Below are 15,311 nucleotides of genomic sequence, written 5' to 3'. Positions count from 1 at the left end.
ACGCTGCGACTTAAATATAAGCGTGTGCTAACTTTGTTAGGTGCTGTGTATTGGTTGTGTATCTAAATCACAGTAAAAAGAGAGTACCGCAAATTTTTGTAAAAAACAAGGATTAATACCAACGCGTATATTTGCGCTAAAAATAATAGGTACGTTGCATACACCTACACTACATAAGAATAATAGTAATAAAATCAATAGGTTAAAAATAGGTGGAGAGGGGCGATTATTCTTGATAATTGGGGTGGGTATGGATGGACATTAATAAGCCAAACCCTGCCATCAAGGTCACGACCGCCGTACCGCCATAACTGATAAAAGGCAGGGGCACACCTACGACAGGCAAAATGCCACTGACCATGCCCATATTTACAAACACATAAATGAAAAAAGACATGGCAATCGCGCCTGCCAGCAATCGGCAATAGCTGTCAGGATGCTGCGCGGCGATATACAATGCCCGCGCCAACAGTCCTGCATAGAGCAGCAGTAACGTCAGCACGCCTAACAACCCAAACTCTTCTGAAAAAGCCGCAATCACAAAGTCGGTATGACTTTCAGGTAAAAATGCCAAATGCGACTGGGTACCGTCCAAATAGCCCTTGCCAAAAACGCCACCCGCGCCAATCGCCGTTTTGGACTGAATGATGTTCCAGCCTGCGCCTTGCACATCGGCATCAGGATTTAGTAACGTCAAAACGCGCTGATGCTGATACTCGTGTAATAAAAAATACCACGCAAACGTGGCCAGTGGTATCGACAGCAATAACGCGCCCGCTATCAGCGACCACGACAGTCCTGCTAAGAACAGCACAAACATCCCACTTGCTGCCACAAGGAGCGCCGTGCCCAAATCGGGCTGCTTAGCGATTAATGCGGCTGGCAGCACAATCAGCATAAGACTGCCGATAATGGCCGCCCAAGACAAAGGCTGTGGACGCTTGGACAGCCACCACGCACACATCATGGGCATACCCAGCTTCATAAACTCCGATGGCTGTACGCTGCCAAACCCTGGCAGACGAATCCAGCGCTGTGCGCCCATCCGTACCTCGCCGATGACGGCAACGGCGACCAGTAGCACCAGTCCCATCACATAAAACAGCGGCGTTAATGCGCGATAAACACTGGGCGGTATCCACGCCATCATCAGCATCACTATAAAGGCAATGCCGTAACTGACCATTTGGCGCAGTACCAGCGCGCTGTTTTGCGCAGAAGCGCTATACAGCACCGTCAGTCCCAGCACACACAGTGCCAACAAAAGCAGAATCAACCACGGGTCAAGGTGCCAGCGCTGCCAAGGCGTTTGCTGCGGTAACAGTGCATTATCAGGAATAAAAAAGTCGCGGTAGCGCATAAACAAACAGTCCGATAAGCCTTATGTGAATAAAGCGGCAGTAACGCCAAAGCATGTATAACAAGGCATTATCGTATTATTGAATCAAAAGAGAGAGCCACAGACAAAAAGCAGCAACAGAGGCGTAATAACCTGTCTTTATTATCAACAATGTTCAGTAAAAATGTTAATAACGCCATTTGTCCTACGTGGTCGGTGCCAATAGTTTAGCCCGCCCATATAAAATTTGATAGTATCGCAGCAGTGTTTTTATTGGTCGTTTTTCTCATGACATCAAAGGTTATTCTCGCGCGCCATCGCGCCGCACAGCTCTCCACGCTTTCATTGGGTCTTGTCATCACTGGCATCAGTGCACAAGCTGCCATCTTGCAAAACAGCAGCGAGCGCCGTATTCAAATCCGCCGTGACACCCCTTATATCCAGCCTGCACCTGCGTCCGCATCGACCGACCGCATGCAATCGCTGATTGAAGAAAAGCAGCGCAGCTTTCCTTATGACTCACAGCTGTCTATCGAGGAGAACACGCGCGTCAATCCTGCCAGTCGCTATAAGACCACCTATGCCACGGGCAGTGCGCATGAGCAAACCGAGTCAGCGCCGAGCTTTCAATCATGGCTAAATAGCAGCAGCTACCGCGCGCAGCAAGTGGCGAAATATCAGCAATATCTGAACGCGCGTGTGGGCGCAAACAATGTGCCGCCACTTGAGCAGCTGTTGACCACCGCACGCAGCTGGGAGAAGTGCGGCTTTGAGCCGTATCAGCTGCCACCTGAATACCTGTGGGCGAACGTCGTACCCACCTTGCGTCTATACAGCACGCTAAAACAACAAGGCATCTTGCCAGCCTCAACCGAGATACGCTCCGTCTACCGCAGCCCTGAGCTGAACGCCTGTGCAGGGGGCGCGGACAGCAGCAAGCACATGAGTGCAGGCGCGATTGATATTTGGGTACCAGAGTATGAGCACAACCGCTGGCAGCTCGGTCGGGTACAAGATGGCTTGTGTGAGTTTTGGCAATACCAAGGCTCAGGGCACAATTTTGGTTTGGGGCTGTATTCGACAGGCGCGATTCATTTGGACACCCAAGGCTATCGCAAGTGGGGCTTTAACTTTGCGGTCAATAACAATACTTGTCGCTACTGATAGCGATAACCGTATTTATCAAAATTAACTCTATTCATTGATAGAAGCAATAAAGCTATTTTTTTTAAAAATGGCAGAATAATTTTGCCTGAGTTTTGCGACAGTTATCTGCATATATGACCGTAAAGCAAAAAATGCCTGATATTTATACATGCCATTTGTATTGTTAAATCTGATTGAGTATATTCATTGTCAATATAAGTCAAAGGCAACGATAGGTAGCATATTCTGTGGTCATGATAAAGGGTTTTCGCGCCATAACCTTGTCCAGCATACCGTCCATTACCGCTATTGGTGTCAGTATAGGGGCATTGCTGCTGACGGCTTGTAGCTCACCTGAGGGTATGGACAGTGCAAAAGAGCGTCTGGAGCGGCAAAAAAACGCCGAGGCGGTCAAAGAAAATGTCGAAAATTATCATGCCCAGCTGGCCGCCGAGCGTAGCAATGTCTGCCCCAAGCTCATCCAGCGCGAAGTCGATAGCGATGTCATTGAGCGCTCGCAAGAGGTGATGAGCGGCGACTACTGCGATTACTTTTTGTATCCCAATGCGGGTCAGTCCATCAGCGTCACAACGGACAACAGCGATTTAAAAATTTTGCTGGTCGTACCAACCATGCATGACTTTGCCAATGGTGATTATAAAGTCAAATCCTACGACAAACACGTGATTCGCCTGTCTTATAATGGCTTTACCTACCGTCCCGAAAACCTCACCTATGATGTTGACATTACCGTCAAAGATTAAGTCGTCCTCACATACCGCACACATGACACACCAAAAAAAAGCAGCCCGAAGGCCGCTTGTGACATACAGCGCCTATTTAGGGCTGTTTGCTGTGCTTCCATGGGTCGTCTTGACCGACAGTGACGATGATAAACTGCTCAGGCGTGAGCGTCTGTTTTAAGGTATCGTTGACGCCGCTGAGATTCACGTTTTCAATGCGCTTGGTATAGTCGGCAAGATAGTCGTCTGGCAGACGATAAAAATTCATCATACCGAGTAAGTTATTTATCCCTGCATTACTGGCAAAGCCCATCGGAAAGCTGTTTTTTAGATTGTCTTTGGTCAGCTGCATCTCATCTTGAGTGATGCCCTTGGTCACAGTGTCTTCAATCACCGCCAAGCTGGCATCAATCGCCTCGCGCGCCTTGTCATTGCGGGTCGAAAAGCCAATCATATACGGTCCGCGCGTGAGCATGGGCGTCATCGCCCCTGAAATGCCGTACGTGTAGCCACGCTTTTGGCGAATCTCAGTCATCAAGCGGGCATTAAAATCACTGCCAGCCATGACCTCGTTACCAACGGCAAAGTTGGTTTGCTGTTGCTGCGCGCTTGGGGTGGTGGCGCGTTTGTCACCGAGTTGCCCCATGACGACCGTCGTCTGTGTGCTTGGAAAAGGGATGTGAATGCGCTGCGCTTGTGTTGGCGGTTTTGGCTCAGGCAGAGCGGGGGCGGCTGTACCTTTGGGCAGTTTTGCGGTCAGGTCATCTGCAAGCTGACGGGCTTCTGATAGTGTCAGATTGCCTGTGATGGCCAATGACGCATTACTCGCCACCAAATAGCGCTGGCGAAAGCGTTGCAAATCGCTTTGGCTCAAGCTCGGTACGCTATCTAATGTACCTTCACTTGGGTGCGCATAAGGGTGATTGCCATACAAAGCCTTGTCAAACGCATTGCCTGCCAAGCTGGTCGGGTCTTGTTTTTGCTGCTGTAGCGCTACCTGTAACCGCGCCTTATTGCGTGCCAGCACCGCGTCATCAAAGCGTGGCTCTGTCAGCATTTGGGTCATCAAGGTCGTCGCTGGGACGAGGTGGGTATCATCTGACAAGCTACGCATAGAGACGATAAACATATCCTTATAAGCGCGGCTATCGAGCGCAATGCCGAGCATTTCCATCTCTTTGGTAAAGGCTTCTTCATCGAGTGTCTTGGTGCCTTGGGTCAGCATGGTGGCGGCCATATTGGCAATACCAAAACCCTGCTCGCGGACGCTCTCATCACGCGCGCTGCCTGCGTTAAAGCGCAAATCAATATCGACAATGGGTAAGGTGGTGGCGCGTACAAAAGCAACGGGCACCCCCGAGCGGCTGACAAAGCGTTCAATCTTTGGCACTGTGACCGACAGCGGCGCTACTTGTTGCAAGCTTTGCAGCTCGCTCATGGCTTTTATGGGCATAGTACTGTGACCATTGGTGGTGGGCGATATATCACGCGCTGATGCAGGGGCAGCGGCGGCGACAAGACTTATTGCAAAACCTACAGCCGCCACAGAGTGCAGGCGTAAGCGGGATAGGGCGGATGAGCGCAAGCGGGGGTCAATCATGGTATGGGTTGCCTATATCAATATCGGTATCAAAACATCAACACTACCGCCCAAAGCGGTACTGCCAAAAATCGCGGCGTACGCCATTAGCGCGCGGCAGGAGCTGGCGTGTTGTCGTCTTGGTCTTCTGCGTCCGCCTCAGGCAAGACATACATGACTGTGAGGTTGTCTTTGACCAAATACTGGCGAGCCGCCGCTTGGATGTCTTTGGTGGTCACCGTGTCCAGCTCAGCAGGCAGGCGCGCAAGGATGCGGTCGTCTAAGCCTATCGACTGCAATGAGCCAATCATGCGCGCTTGTCCTTCCATGCTGTCTTGCGCGTAGACAAGTCCTGTGATGGTATTGGTCTTGGCACGTGTGATTTCATCATCACCAATAGGGTCTGTGCTCAGCTTGTCAATCTGCGCTTGAATGGCGGTTTCTGCCTCTTGCACGCTGACGCCTTCACGAGGCGTTGCTTGAATAAAAAACAGCCCATCGCCGCGGTCTAACAAATCATAAGATGTGCCGACCGTGGTCAACAGCCCTTGCTCACGCACCAAGCGCTGCTCAAGACGCGCCGACAGCCCGCCATCCAGCACGTCTTGTGCGAGCGACAAGGCATAGGCTTGTTTTTTGCCATCAGTGCCTGCGGTCACCAGACTCGGCACATTGTAGCCCATCATCAATACAGGCACTTGCACCGCTTGACGCTCACTTAAACGCTTATAACCGCGAAAGCCGTCTTGGCGTACTGATGGGCGTGTCGGCAGCGCACGTTTTGGTAATGACCCAAAGTAGCGTTTGACCTCAGCGAGCGTCGCTGTAGGGTCGACATCACCAACGATGACCAAAGTTGCATTATTAGGCGCGTACCACGTGTCATACCAAGATTGCAAATCAGCAAGGGTGATGGACTCAAGCTCGCTCATAGGACCAATGACCGACTCGCCTTTTGGGCTGTCGGGCAGAGCATGCAAACGAAAGGACTCATAAGCCTTAGCCAAAGGGCTGTCATCGGTACGCTGGCGGCGCTCTTCCATCACCACCTGATGCTCTTTGGCAAAAGAGGCGGCATCAAAATGCAGATTCATCATGCGATCGGCTTCAAGCTCTAATGCCAGCGGCATATAGTTGGCAGGGAACAGCTCGTAGTATCCAGTGTAATCATAACTGGTAAAGGCATTGTTCGTGCCGCCAAACTTGGCAATCAAGCGCTCAAAGTCATCGCTTGAGACCCGCTCTGTGCCCTTGAACATCATATGCTCTAACAGATGCGACATGCCGCCTTTATCAATAGGCTCATCGGTTGAGCCGACTTTGTACCAAATCTGCGTCATGACGACAGGCGCACGGTGGTCTTCTTTTATGATCAGTTTTAGCCCATTTTCCAGCTGGTATTCGTGGCGACCGGATAAGTCCATAGTAAGATCCTGTGCAGCAGACGCAGGCTTAGCCGCTGTACTGTTGGGTGCAGATGCGCCAGTTTGCGCGGTAGGTGTGGCGGACGCCAGTGGGGTGCTTTGGCAGGCAGATAGTGCCCCTGTCACAAGCAGCACACCCAAGGTACGGGCAGATAAACGAGCAGATAGCGATGACATAACACTCTCAATAATAAATACTGCCGACAGTATAGGCAGAACAAAAGTCCCTAATCAAGACATACGCCGCAATCTTTATAAACGGTGCTGCGTGCCGACCATGACGCTCGCAGTTGGGCGTACCTCATGCGTGGTGCTACAACCTGTTAGCAGCAGCGTACCGATTACAAAAGCAGCCGCAAAACCATGCTTGCTGCGTAGGGATGACAAATAAGACATCATATCTCTCCGATAACCATAAAAGAAAAGCTGAATATACAATAAGAAAAACCAAGCGACCCGTCGCGTAACAAGTCAGCCGCCCGCAATAAAAAGCAGCGTGTAGAACGCGTATATGGTCAGCAAAGCCAGACAAATTGCGCCCTTTAGCATACGCAAGCCTATAGATACTGTGCGCAGATAAACGTCTTATATTTGTTTCAAAATCTTAAGACAAACTTTCTTACATAAACGTGGTATTTATTCTTAAACAATAACTTTGACCACAGCCGCAAGCGCTTTGGCAACATGCTGACTGAACGCGCGCTTATGATGAAAACAAGATAAAGGTAAAATATGCGTGAGCTGCGCAAATCTCTGAGCTTGTCTGGAACTGTGCTAAACTATTGCAAAAGACAATAATGACGGTCGCCGCACACGAGGATGCGTGTGGGTATGCGACTGTCGCACGTATTTTCCTGCAGTTCTTCTTGCATTTATTTTAGGGCGAACATATGAATAATCCAAACAATGCCAACCGCGTGGTCATTAATCTAGATGGCGACCTTGATGATTTAGACGACGACATTACCTTACCCAGCCTGCCTGTCGAAAAAGTTGCTATTATTGACGAGCCGCCGCACAGCGAGCGCAGTACAGCGACCCCTGACGCGCAGACCACGACTGAGACCACCCAAGACAGCGTCGCTCTAGGCACGCCGCTGGCGGGAGATGCGCTGACGCCTGAAGCTGCATCAGCCATGGATACGCCGCAAGCGCCTGCCATGCCGCTACAAGCCCAGCTCGGTGACAGCATCGCGCCTAGCGCCCCAAGCGATGATGACGAAGCCGTCCTTGCCAATCACGTCACTGCCGAGCAAAACGACAGAGAAAGAGAAAAAGAGCAAAAAGGCAGCTGGTTTAACCGCATGAAATCAGGGCTGACCAAGTCGCGTAAAAACCTTGCAGAAGGCATGGTCAATATCTTAATCGGTGGCAAAGAGATTGATGATGAGCTGTTAGAAGAAGTCGAAGACCAACTGCTCGTGGCTGATATCGGGGTCAACGCCACCAACCGCATCATCAAAAGCCTCACCGAGCAGACCGCCCGTGGCGATTTGATTTATGCCAACTCACTCTATAAAGCGCTACAAAGCGAGCTGGTTGATATTTTAAGCCCTAAAGTTGCGCCCTTGCTCATCGATACCAGCAAAAAACCCTTTGTGATTTTGATGGTCGGGGTCAACGGCGTGGGCAAAACCACCACCATCGGTAAGCTTGCCAAACGTCTACAAGGCGAGGGCAAATCGGTAATGCTTGCCGCAGGCGATACCTTCCGTGCCGCCGCAACCGAGCAGCTACAAATCTGGGGCGAGCGCAACAATATTCCCGTGATTGCTCAAGGGCATGGCTCGGACAGTGCTTCGGTCATTTTTGACGCCATGCAATCGGCAAAAGCGAAAAATGTTGACGTACTGATTGCCGATACCGCAGGACGCTTGCAAAATAAAGGGCACTTGATGGCGGAGCTGGAAAAAGTGGTGCGCGTCATGCGTAAAGCCGACCCAAGCGCCCCGCATGAGGCCATGATTGTGCTGGACGCTGGTACGGGACAAAACGCGATTAACCAAGTCGAAATCTTTAACCAAGCTGTGCCCTTAACGGGCATCACAGTCACCAAACTGGACGGCACGGCAAAAGGTGGCGTGGTATTTAACATCGCTGAGACCACCAATGTGCCGATTCGCTATATTGGGGTGGGTGAGTCGATTGATGACTTACGCGCCTTTAGTCCCAAGCAGTTCGTTGCCGCATTGTTTGAGACCGATGACAAGTAAGTGATGGATAACAGTACAAATAGAGACCCTTTATGCTTATAACCCGTTTGCCCGTAGCCGATACAAACAAGGCTGTTTTAGACAAAGACAGCGCGCTGCTTTTGGTCAGTCATACGCTGGCAGGTCAGGCGAAACTCGTCGGCTGCTATTGGCAAACGGTTGCACTAGAAGATATCTATAGCGAAGACAACAAACTGCGCGCCTTGATGCGTCATTACCAGTGTGTGCCTGCCGATGTGCACATCGTACCGATAGACGCACTGACAACGGATGTGCCTGAAGCAACGCTGCTGAGCACTGCGGTGGCCGAGCTGCAAGCGTACTTTACAGACAAGCGCGCGTCATTTACTGTGCTGATGGATGATAGCTTTGGTACGCCGTTTCAGCGCCGCGTGTGGCAAGCCTTGTCTAAGATTGGTTATGGTGAGACGCAAAGCTACGCGCAAATCGCGGCGAAAATCGGCAATCCCAAAGCCTACCGCGCGGTGGCGCAAGCCAATGGCAAAAATCCTTTTAGCATTATTGTGCCGTGTCATCGCGTCATTAATAGTGGCGGTCAGCTGGGCGGCTATACGGGCGGACTGGATAAAAAGAGATATTTGCTACAGCTTGAAGGGCAGCGCATATAAATCAGCGTGGGTTAGAAATGATTTTTTTTTGCACAAAAAAGCCAAACCGTATGGTTTGGCTTTTTTTATAGCAATAGATTGGCGTTATTAACGCATCTTAGTACCGCTTTAACTTACTGCTCAAGCTGCGCCATGACCTCATCAGAGAAGCGCACGTTGCTGTACACTTCTTGCACATCGTCCAAGTCCTCTAACATATCAATCATTTTCATCACTTTTTGTGCATCGTCAATATCAGTAATCTCAGCGCTGGTCGATGGCGACATGGTCACCTCCGCATTATCAGACACCAGTCCTGCGGCGTTTAGTGCGTCTTTTACGTGACCGAAGTTTTCAATCTCGGTGATGACCAAAATGCTCTCGCCATCGTTTTCGATGTCGGTTGCGCCCGCGTCGAGCGCTGCCATCATGATGTCGTCTTCTAAGCTCACATCGCTAAAGCTAATCTCGCCGCGCTTATTGAACAGATACGCCACCGAGCCTGAAGTGCCAAGATTGCCGTCGTATTTGGTAAAGGCGTGGCGCACTTCGCTGACGGTACGGTTGACGTTATCAGTCATGGTCTCGACCAAGACGGCAACACCGCCGATACCGTAGCCTTCATAGGTGATTTCTTCGACGTTTTCATTGTCGCCGCCACCTGCGCCACGCTCGACGGCACGCTTGATGGTGTCTTTGGTCATATTGGCGGACAGCGCTTTTTCAACGGCCGCACGCAGACGAGGGTTTTTTTCGGGGTCAGGCTCGCCTTGCTTGGCTGCTGAGACGATTTCACGGATGATTTTGGTAAAAATCTTGCCGCGCACCGCATCTTGACGGGCTTTGCGGTGCTTGATGTTTGCCCATTTAGAATGACCTGCCATAACTTGTCCTCAATGCTCGCAGCTACTGTGCCCTATAGCGCGGTAAGCTGCTGTCTAAAAAATAAGAAAGGCGTGCAATGCCGCCTTACGCTCATAGGATATTCAGCGCCACTGATGCGATACACGGTATCTGTTATTATAAGCAGGCGCTGTTTACGCTTGGGTATGTTGCTGACAGCGGTTTTTTGCTACACTGTGTCTGTGCATGCATACTTGGTATCAGCAGTGGCAGGTATTATAAACCACTTCTGAGCCGTTATACCAACCCAAGCCCATCTGTATACCGCTATCTGACTGCGGTGTATGTGTCCTATCGTCGCTGATTTTATGATGTTATTGCCGCTATGAAGCAACCGACTGCTGAAGCCATCACTCACCTGCGTAAGCGCATTCATATCATTATTGAAGGCACAGACACGCGTTTGGGTAAGCTGTTTGATATTGTATTGCTGATTGCCATTTTGGCGAGTGTGGCTGTGGTGATGCTGGACAGTGTGCTATACATGCGCTTGCAGTACGGCACGCTGTTTTTTTATGCCGAATGGTTCTTTACCATTTTATTTACCATTGAGTATTTGCTGAGACTGTTTTCTGCGCCCAATCGCTTGCGCTATATCTTTAGCTTTTTTGGCATTGTCGATTTGTTGTCGGTATTGCCGAGCTATTTGAGCCTCGTGTTCGTTGGGGTACAATATCTGCTCGTGGTGCGTATTCTGCGCATTTTGCGTGTGTTTCGCGTGCTCAAGCTTAAAGCCTATATGCAGCAGGCAGGTTTTTTGGCTTCAGCGCTGCGTACCAGTCAGCAAAAAATCACCGTGTTTTTCTTATCTTTGGTGCTGCTGGTCACGATTTTCGGCTCGGTCATTTATGTGGTCGAGGGACCTGAAAACGGCTTTACCAGTATTCCGCTGTCGATTTATTGGGCGATTGTGACCATGACCACGGTCGGCTATGGCGATATGTCGCCCAAAACGCCCATCGGGCAGGCGATTGCATCGATGGTGATGATAACGGGTTACTCCATCATTGCTGTGCCGACAGGGATTTTCACCTCTGAGCTGGCGCGTAACATGCGCCCGCAGTTGCAGCCCATCACTTGTCCAAATTGCGGCAAGTTCGGTCATGCGGTGAACGCGACCTTTTGCGACCGCTGTGGTCATTCCTTGCACGTCTAACGATTAAAAATAAAAGTGATATCAAAAAACCGAGCCTTAATTGCTCGGTTTTTTATGGGGCAGAATGTGTCCAATCACGCTCTGGCAATGTTAAATATAACGCGCGACCAACGGTGACAAGTCAATACTTACGCCCAAATTGACCAAGTTCCAATACTGTCCTGATACCGTACGGTCAAGCATCATGGTGACTGCGGACGGCTGAAACTGATTAAAGTATTTAAGTGAGCTGCGCATCTGCGCGATGGCTTCATGATGTATCTGACTGTGCGCAAAGTCAAATGCGCCGTTGTGATACGGCTCAATAGACAAGGGTTTTAGACCAATAGACAGCCACGTGGTATAGAACGCGCCAGGAATGTTGGTATCGTCCTCACGGCGTACCCCAAGCGTCACAAGATCTTGCTCAAGCGCGGTCACATCACCTTTGATGGCGTGACGGGCAAAGCGGCGAAACAGCTGCACTTCGGCATCGCTATAGCTGCGAATACTGCCAAAATCATAAGCAATCACGCTACCGTCAGGGCGAAAGGCAAAGTTGCCAGGGTGCGGGTCGCAGTGCATACGATACAAGCCAAACAGCTGCCCTGCGCTAAAGTGAAACAAGCGCTCCGCAATTTTTTGTTTGATATCGTTGTCCCACGTCGCGGCGGTCGTCAACGTCTCGCCCATCTCTTCGGTTAACGTTAAGATACGCCGACACGAATGACTGCTGATGACTTTGGGAATGATTAGCCCTGCATCATCGGCATGAAAAGCGCCAAACACCCGTAGGTTGTGCGCCTCTTTGGTATAGTCCAGCTCGTCATGTAGGCTTTGGCGTATTTCATCGAACAGCTGTTCTTGTAGCTTGCGGTTCATGTTGAGCACGCCTGCGATTTTGAGTGCCATCCGCACTTGTTTTAAATCGCTCTCGCAGTTGTCATCGACGTCAGGGTACTGCACCTTGACCACCACTTTTTGTCCTGAGGGCAACGTAGCCTTATGCACCTGTCCGATAGAGGCGGCGGCAAATGGGGTCTTGTCAAAATCTATAAATAAGGTCTCAAGCGGTGCGTCAAGCTCACGCTCAATCTGAGCTTTGATTTGTCCAAAGGGCATGGGCGGCGCGTCTTTTTGCAGCTTTTCGAGTGCGGCGGCAACCTCAGGGGGAAAGACGTCTTTATATTGCGAGGCGATTTGTCCCACTTTCATCACTGCCCCTTTCATCTCACCGAGCGTCTCGGCAATCTGAATGCCCACATCTTGCATCAGCTCAGAGCGCGCTTGAATGCGTTTTTCCTCATCGCTTGAGAGGTGGCGCAGGGAGTTTTTGGCAGCCTTACCGGCAATGCTCGCGGTCATGCCAGCGAGGCGCATAAAGCGTTTTCCGGAAGTTTTTGCCATAGATATCACCGTATTGTTATCTGTTAAAAGCCATAAAAAGCCAACTGCCCTTACTATACTGTGCTTATGGGGACTTTGGTATTATCAATCCGTATACAAATGCGTCAGCCAATAATTGAGCGCCATCTCGTACCCCAAATGCCCGCAGCCGCAAATCACCGCAGTGGCGATATCACTAAAGTACGAGTGCGCGCGAAACGGCTCGCGGCTGTGTACATTAGACAGGTGCACTTCGATAAAGGGCTTTTTTGTTGCGGCTAGCGCATCACGCAGCGCAACAGAGGTGTGCGTAAATGCGGCAGGATTGATGATGATGGCATCAACTTGCTCGGCGCTGTCTGCGAGCAGACCATAATGCTGAATGTGCTCAACCAGCTCGCCCTCGTGATTGGACTGGACAAAAATCAGACCTACGTCACGTGCTCTCGCCTGCGTGCCCAGTGTTTTTTCGATATCAGCGAGCGTCGTATGTCCATAAATCTCAGGCTCGCGCTTGCCCAATAAGTTAAGGTTTGGGCCATTGACCACCAACACTTTGCGCGTGCGCTGTGGGGGCATAGGTGCATTTGTATCGTGATGAGCGGCAGAAGATGCGGAGGTAGAAGCGGGCATAGGCGTCTCTTTATTGATGTTTTTTGGTAACTTTGGGCAGGCGGCGGCAAAAAACGATAGAAGAAGCCCTAAGTTTTTGCCGCAAGCCCTTTATCATAGCAGCTTGCCGCCCGTATAATAAAAATTATAGAAAAAAACCTAAGAGTCGTCAAAATTGTATTAAAAGGCTTTATGTTGCTAAAAACCCGTGCTATGATATTTTTTAAGCAATAAATATTGCAAGTTTGTTACTGAGACGTCAAAACGCACGCAAGCGCGCAAAAGACTGCAGTGACGAATGCGGCAGGACATGGTCGTCTCGCTTACGAGAAGCTAGAATGCACGTGCTACATTTGCGATGTATGCAGACGAGCGATAGCAAATGTCATGGTCGACTTGAATGATTTATATCTGAAATATTTGTATGTGTTGATGCGGGTATTTCAAATAACGGCATTTGGTCCATTATTTTTACATTCTAATCCCGTAATCTTAGTATCCTGTTATTGCTCGTGTAGCAACATGACTTGGGTCTAAACGTAATTTTTAGGAAGCAATATTATGTCAGCTCGTGAACAAGGCACTGTAAAGTGGTTTAATGACTCAAAAGGTTTTGGTTTCATTCAGCGTGAAAGCGGTGAAGATATCTTTGTACATTTCCGCGCTATCCAAGGTGATGGCTACCGCTCACTAAAAGACGGCGAAAAAGTAGAGTTTACTGTCGTTGAAGGACAAAAAGGTCTACAAGCTGAAGAAGTAACCAAGCTCGACGCATAATCAGTTACATGACCGCAGCAGGTCACCACTTGTGATAAACTGCTGCTATATTGTAAGCCAAGCCTATCTGATACTATTGGCATATTGTGCCTAACGTTCAGATAATAGGCTTGGCTTTTTTTGTTTTTAGACGTTTAACGTGCTAACAAGGCGATAAGCTGGGATGGTCAAAGGCTTGTTGCGTCGTTGCTATAGAAGGATATTTTTTTGAGTCCCTTTAAGACATTTACCGATTTGCCATTATCAAGACCCGTGCTGCGCGCGGTGCAGGATTTGGGCTTTACCGAGCTGACTGCCATTCAATCTCAGATTTTGCCGTACACACTTGCGAACCAAGATGCCATTGGACAGGCGCAGACGGGGACAGGCAAGACGGCAACGTTTTTAATCACCATTATTGAGGCGTTGTTAAAGCGTCCTTTTACCAAAGATGAGACACGCTATTTGGGCGAGCCGCGTGCGGTGATTATGGCGCCAACGCGCGAGCTTGCGCAGCAAATCTTCGATGACTGCCAAGCATTGAGCAAATATACCAATCTGCACAGCGTATGCATCATGGGCGGCACCAACTACGAGACGCAGCAGCATGAGCTGGAGCGTCAATACGTGGATATCTTGGTTGCTACCCCTGGGCGCTTGATTGATTTGATGTACAAAAACATGCTGTATCTGGACCGCGTTGAGGTGTTGGTACTCGATGAAGCTGACCGTATGCTCGACATGGGCTTTATCCCTGATATCAAGCGCTTGGTCAGACGCATGCCGCCGAATACCGACCGCCAAAGCTTGCTATTTTCTGCCACCTTTAACCAAGACGTGATGAACTTGGCATATCGCTGGTTGCATGAGCCGCAGTTTGTAGAGATTGAGCCTGAGCATAAGACCAGCGACTTGGTTGAGCAGCAGTTTTATCTGTTGACCGAAGAACAAAAACTGCCCGCGCTCAATCAGATTTTGACAGATGAGGCGGTCGAAAAAGTGATTGTCTTTGCCAATCGTAAAGACCAAGTCAAACGCCTGTATCACAAGCTGCGTGGGCAGCACAAAGTCGCCATGCTCTCAGGCGATGTGATACAGCAAAAGCGCGAAAAGTACCTACAGCGCTTTAAAGAAGGTCATGTGTCGGTACTGGTGGCGACCGATGTGGCGGGGCGCGGGATTCATGTCGATGAAGTCAGCCATGTGGTGAACTACACGCTGCCCGATCAGCCAGACGATTACGTACACCGTATCGGACGTACAGGCCGCGCGGGACGTACAGGCATCAGTATCAGCTTTGTGAGCGAAGATGACGCCTTTAACTTGCCTGCTCTAGAGAAGCATTTGGACACTCGATTTAAGCTGTCGCAGTGGCAAGAAAATGAAGCGGATGATAGCGCGTCTTAATCCGATCGGTTTTTATTTTTAAAACCGTAAACAATAAAAAAGCCGAGGTCAGATGACGTC

General features: G+C 49.9%; 14 protein-coding genes. 7 read left to right on the top strand and 7 right to left on the bottom strand.

Going from position 1 to position 15,311, the window contains the following annotated elements; genetic code table 11:
- Nucleotides 1-226: 226 nt before the first annotated feature.
- The gene (gene rodA, locus JMW05_RS01685) at nt 227-1,360 is read right to left on the bottom strand and encodes a rod shape-determining protein RodA (protein ID WP_201503694.1); all 1,134 of its coding nucleotides are present in this window, start codon (nt 1,358-1,360) and stop codon (nt 227-229) included.
- Between the two features lie 267 nt (nt 1,361-1,627).
- On the opposite strand from rodA, the gene JMW05_RS01680 reads away from it, so the two are divergent.
- Both JMW05_RS01680 and JMW05_RS01675 read left to right on the top strand, forming a co-directional pair.
- Nucleotides 1,628-2,503: a D-Ala-D-Ala carboxypeptidase family metallohydrolase gene (locus tag JMW05_RS01680; protein ID WP_201503693.1), complete on the top strand. Its 876-nt coding sequence runs from the start codon at nt 1,628-1,630 to the stop codon at nt 2,501-2,503.
- Between the two features lie 230 nt (nt 2,504-2,733).
- On the top strand, nt 2,734-3,249 hold the full coding sequence (locus JMW05_RS01675; protein ID WP_201503692.1) for a hypothetical protein: 516 nt from the start codon (nt 2,734-2,736) through the stop codon (nt 3,247-3,249).
- Between the two features lie 76 nt (nt 3,250-3,325).
- Here JMW05_RS01675 and JMW05_RS01670 read toward each other — a convergent pair whose 3' ends face one another.
- The 3 genes from JMW05_RS01670 to JMW05_RS01660 all read right to left on the bottom strand — a co-directional run bounded on the left by JMW05_RS01670 (nt 3,326) and on the right by JMW05_RS01660 (nt 6,630).
- On the bottom strand, nt 3,326-4,828 hold the full coding sequence (locus JMW05_RS01670) for a M16 family metallopeptidase (protein WP_201503691.1): 1,503 nt from the start codon (nt 4,826-4,828) through the stop codon (nt 3,326-3,328).
- Nucleotides 4,829-4,914: 86 nt separating this feature from the next.
- Nucleotides 4,915-6,408: a M16 family metallopeptidase gene (locus tag JMW05_RS01665; protein ID WP_201503690.1), complete on the bottom strand. Its 1,494-nt coding sequence runs from the start codon at nt 6,406-6,408 to the stop codon at nt 4,915-4,917.
- 75 nt (nt 6,409-6,483) lie between these two features.
- Nucleotides 6,484-6,630, bottom strand: a complete 147-nt coding sequence (locus JMW05_RS01660) for a hypothetical protein (RefSeq protein ID WP_201503689.1) — start codon at nt 6,628-6,630, stop codon at nt 6,484-6,486.
- 905 nt (nt 6,631-7,535) lie between these two features.
- Between JMW05_RS01660 and ftsY the strand changes: the two genes are divergently transcribed.
- Together ftsY and JMW05_RS01650 are read left to right on the top strand one after the other, a co-directional pair.
- On the top strand, nt 7,536-8,444 hold the full coding sequence (ftsY, locus tag JMW05_RS01655) for a signal recognition particle-docking protein FtsY (protein WP_265090604.1): 909 nt from the start codon (nt 7,536-7,538) through the stop codon (nt 8,442-8,444).
- A 32-nt stretch (nt 8,445-8,476) separates the two neighbouring features.
- Nucleotides 8,477-9,073 (top strand): methylated-DNA--[protein]-cysteine S-methyltransferase, encoded by a 597-nt coding sequence (locus JMW05_RS01650; protein ID WP_201503688.1) that lies wholly within the window; start codon nt 8,477-8,479, stop codon nt 9,071-9,073.
- A gap of 113 nt (nt 9,074-9,186) precedes the next feature.
- Here the strand turns inward: JMW05_RS01650 and JMW05_RS01645 are convergent, their stop codons facing one another.
- The gene (locus JMW05_RS01645; protein ID WP_201503687.1) at nt 9,187-9,936 is read right to left on the bottom strand and encodes a YebC/PmpR family DNA-binding transcriptional regulator; all 750 of its coding nucleotides are present in this window, start codon (nt 9,934-9,936) and stop codon (nt 9,187-9,189) included.
- Nucleotides 9,937-10,280: 344 nt separating this feature from the next.
- Between JMW05_RS01645 and JMW05_RS01640 the strand changes: the two genes are divergently transcribed.
- Nucleotides 10,281-11,111 (top strand): ion transporter, encoded by an 831-nt coding sequence (locus JMW05_RS01640; protein ID WP_201503686.1) that lies wholly within the window; start codon nt 10,281-10,283, stop codon nt 11,109-11,111.
- A 90-nt stretch (nt 11,112-11,201) separates the two neighbouring features.
- On the opposite strand, the gene JMW05_RS01635 is transcribed toward JMW05_RS01640, so the two are convergent.
- Nucleotides 11,202-12,497 carry an ABC1 kinase family protein gene (locus JMW05_RS01635; RefSeq protein ID WP_201503685.1) on the bottom strand — a complete coding sequence of 432 codons (1,296 nt, stop codon included), beginning with the start codon at nt 12,495-12,497 and terminating at the stop codon, nt 11,202-11,204.
- An 84-nt stretch (nt 12,498-12,581) separates the two neighbouring features.
- Nucleotides 12,582-13,055 (bottom strand): type II 3-dehydroquinate dehydratase, encoded by a 474-nt coding sequence (gene aroQ, locus JMW05_RS01630; protein ID WP_201505475.1) that lies wholly within the window; start codon nt 13,053-13,055, stop codon nt 12,582-12,584.
- 594 nt (nt 13,056-13,649) lie between these two features.
- Between aroQ and JMW05_RS01625 the strand changes: the two genes are divergently transcribed.
- Together JMW05_RS01625 and JMW05_RS01620 are read left to right on the top strand one after the other, a co-directional pair.
- The gene (locus JMW05_RS01625; protein ID WP_201503684.1) at nt 13,650-13,865 is read left to right on the top strand and encodes a cold-shock protein; all 216 of its coding nucleotides are present in this window, start codon (nt 13,650-13,652) and stop codon (nt 13,863-13,865) included.
- Nucleotides 13,866-14,072: 207 nt separating this feature from the next.
- Nucleotides 14,073-15,251 (top strand): DEAD/DEAH box helicase, encoded by a 1,179-nt coding sequence (locus JMW05_RS01620; RefSeq protein ID WP_201503683.1) that lies wholly within the window; start codon nt 14,073-14,075, stop codon nt 15,249-15,251.
- The last annotated feature ends 60 nt before the right edge of the window (nt 15,252-15,311 follow it).

Origin of the sequence: Psychrobacter aestuarii (genome assembly GCF_904846035.1) — a bacterium.
In the GTDB taxonomy this organism is placed as follows: Bacteria; Pseudomonadota; Gammaproteobacteria; order Pseudomonadales; family Moraxellaceae; genus Psychrobacter; species Psychrobacter aestuarii.
Note: the sequence above shows the minus strand (reverse complement) of the source record. Positions and strands in the feature narration are given on the sequence as shown.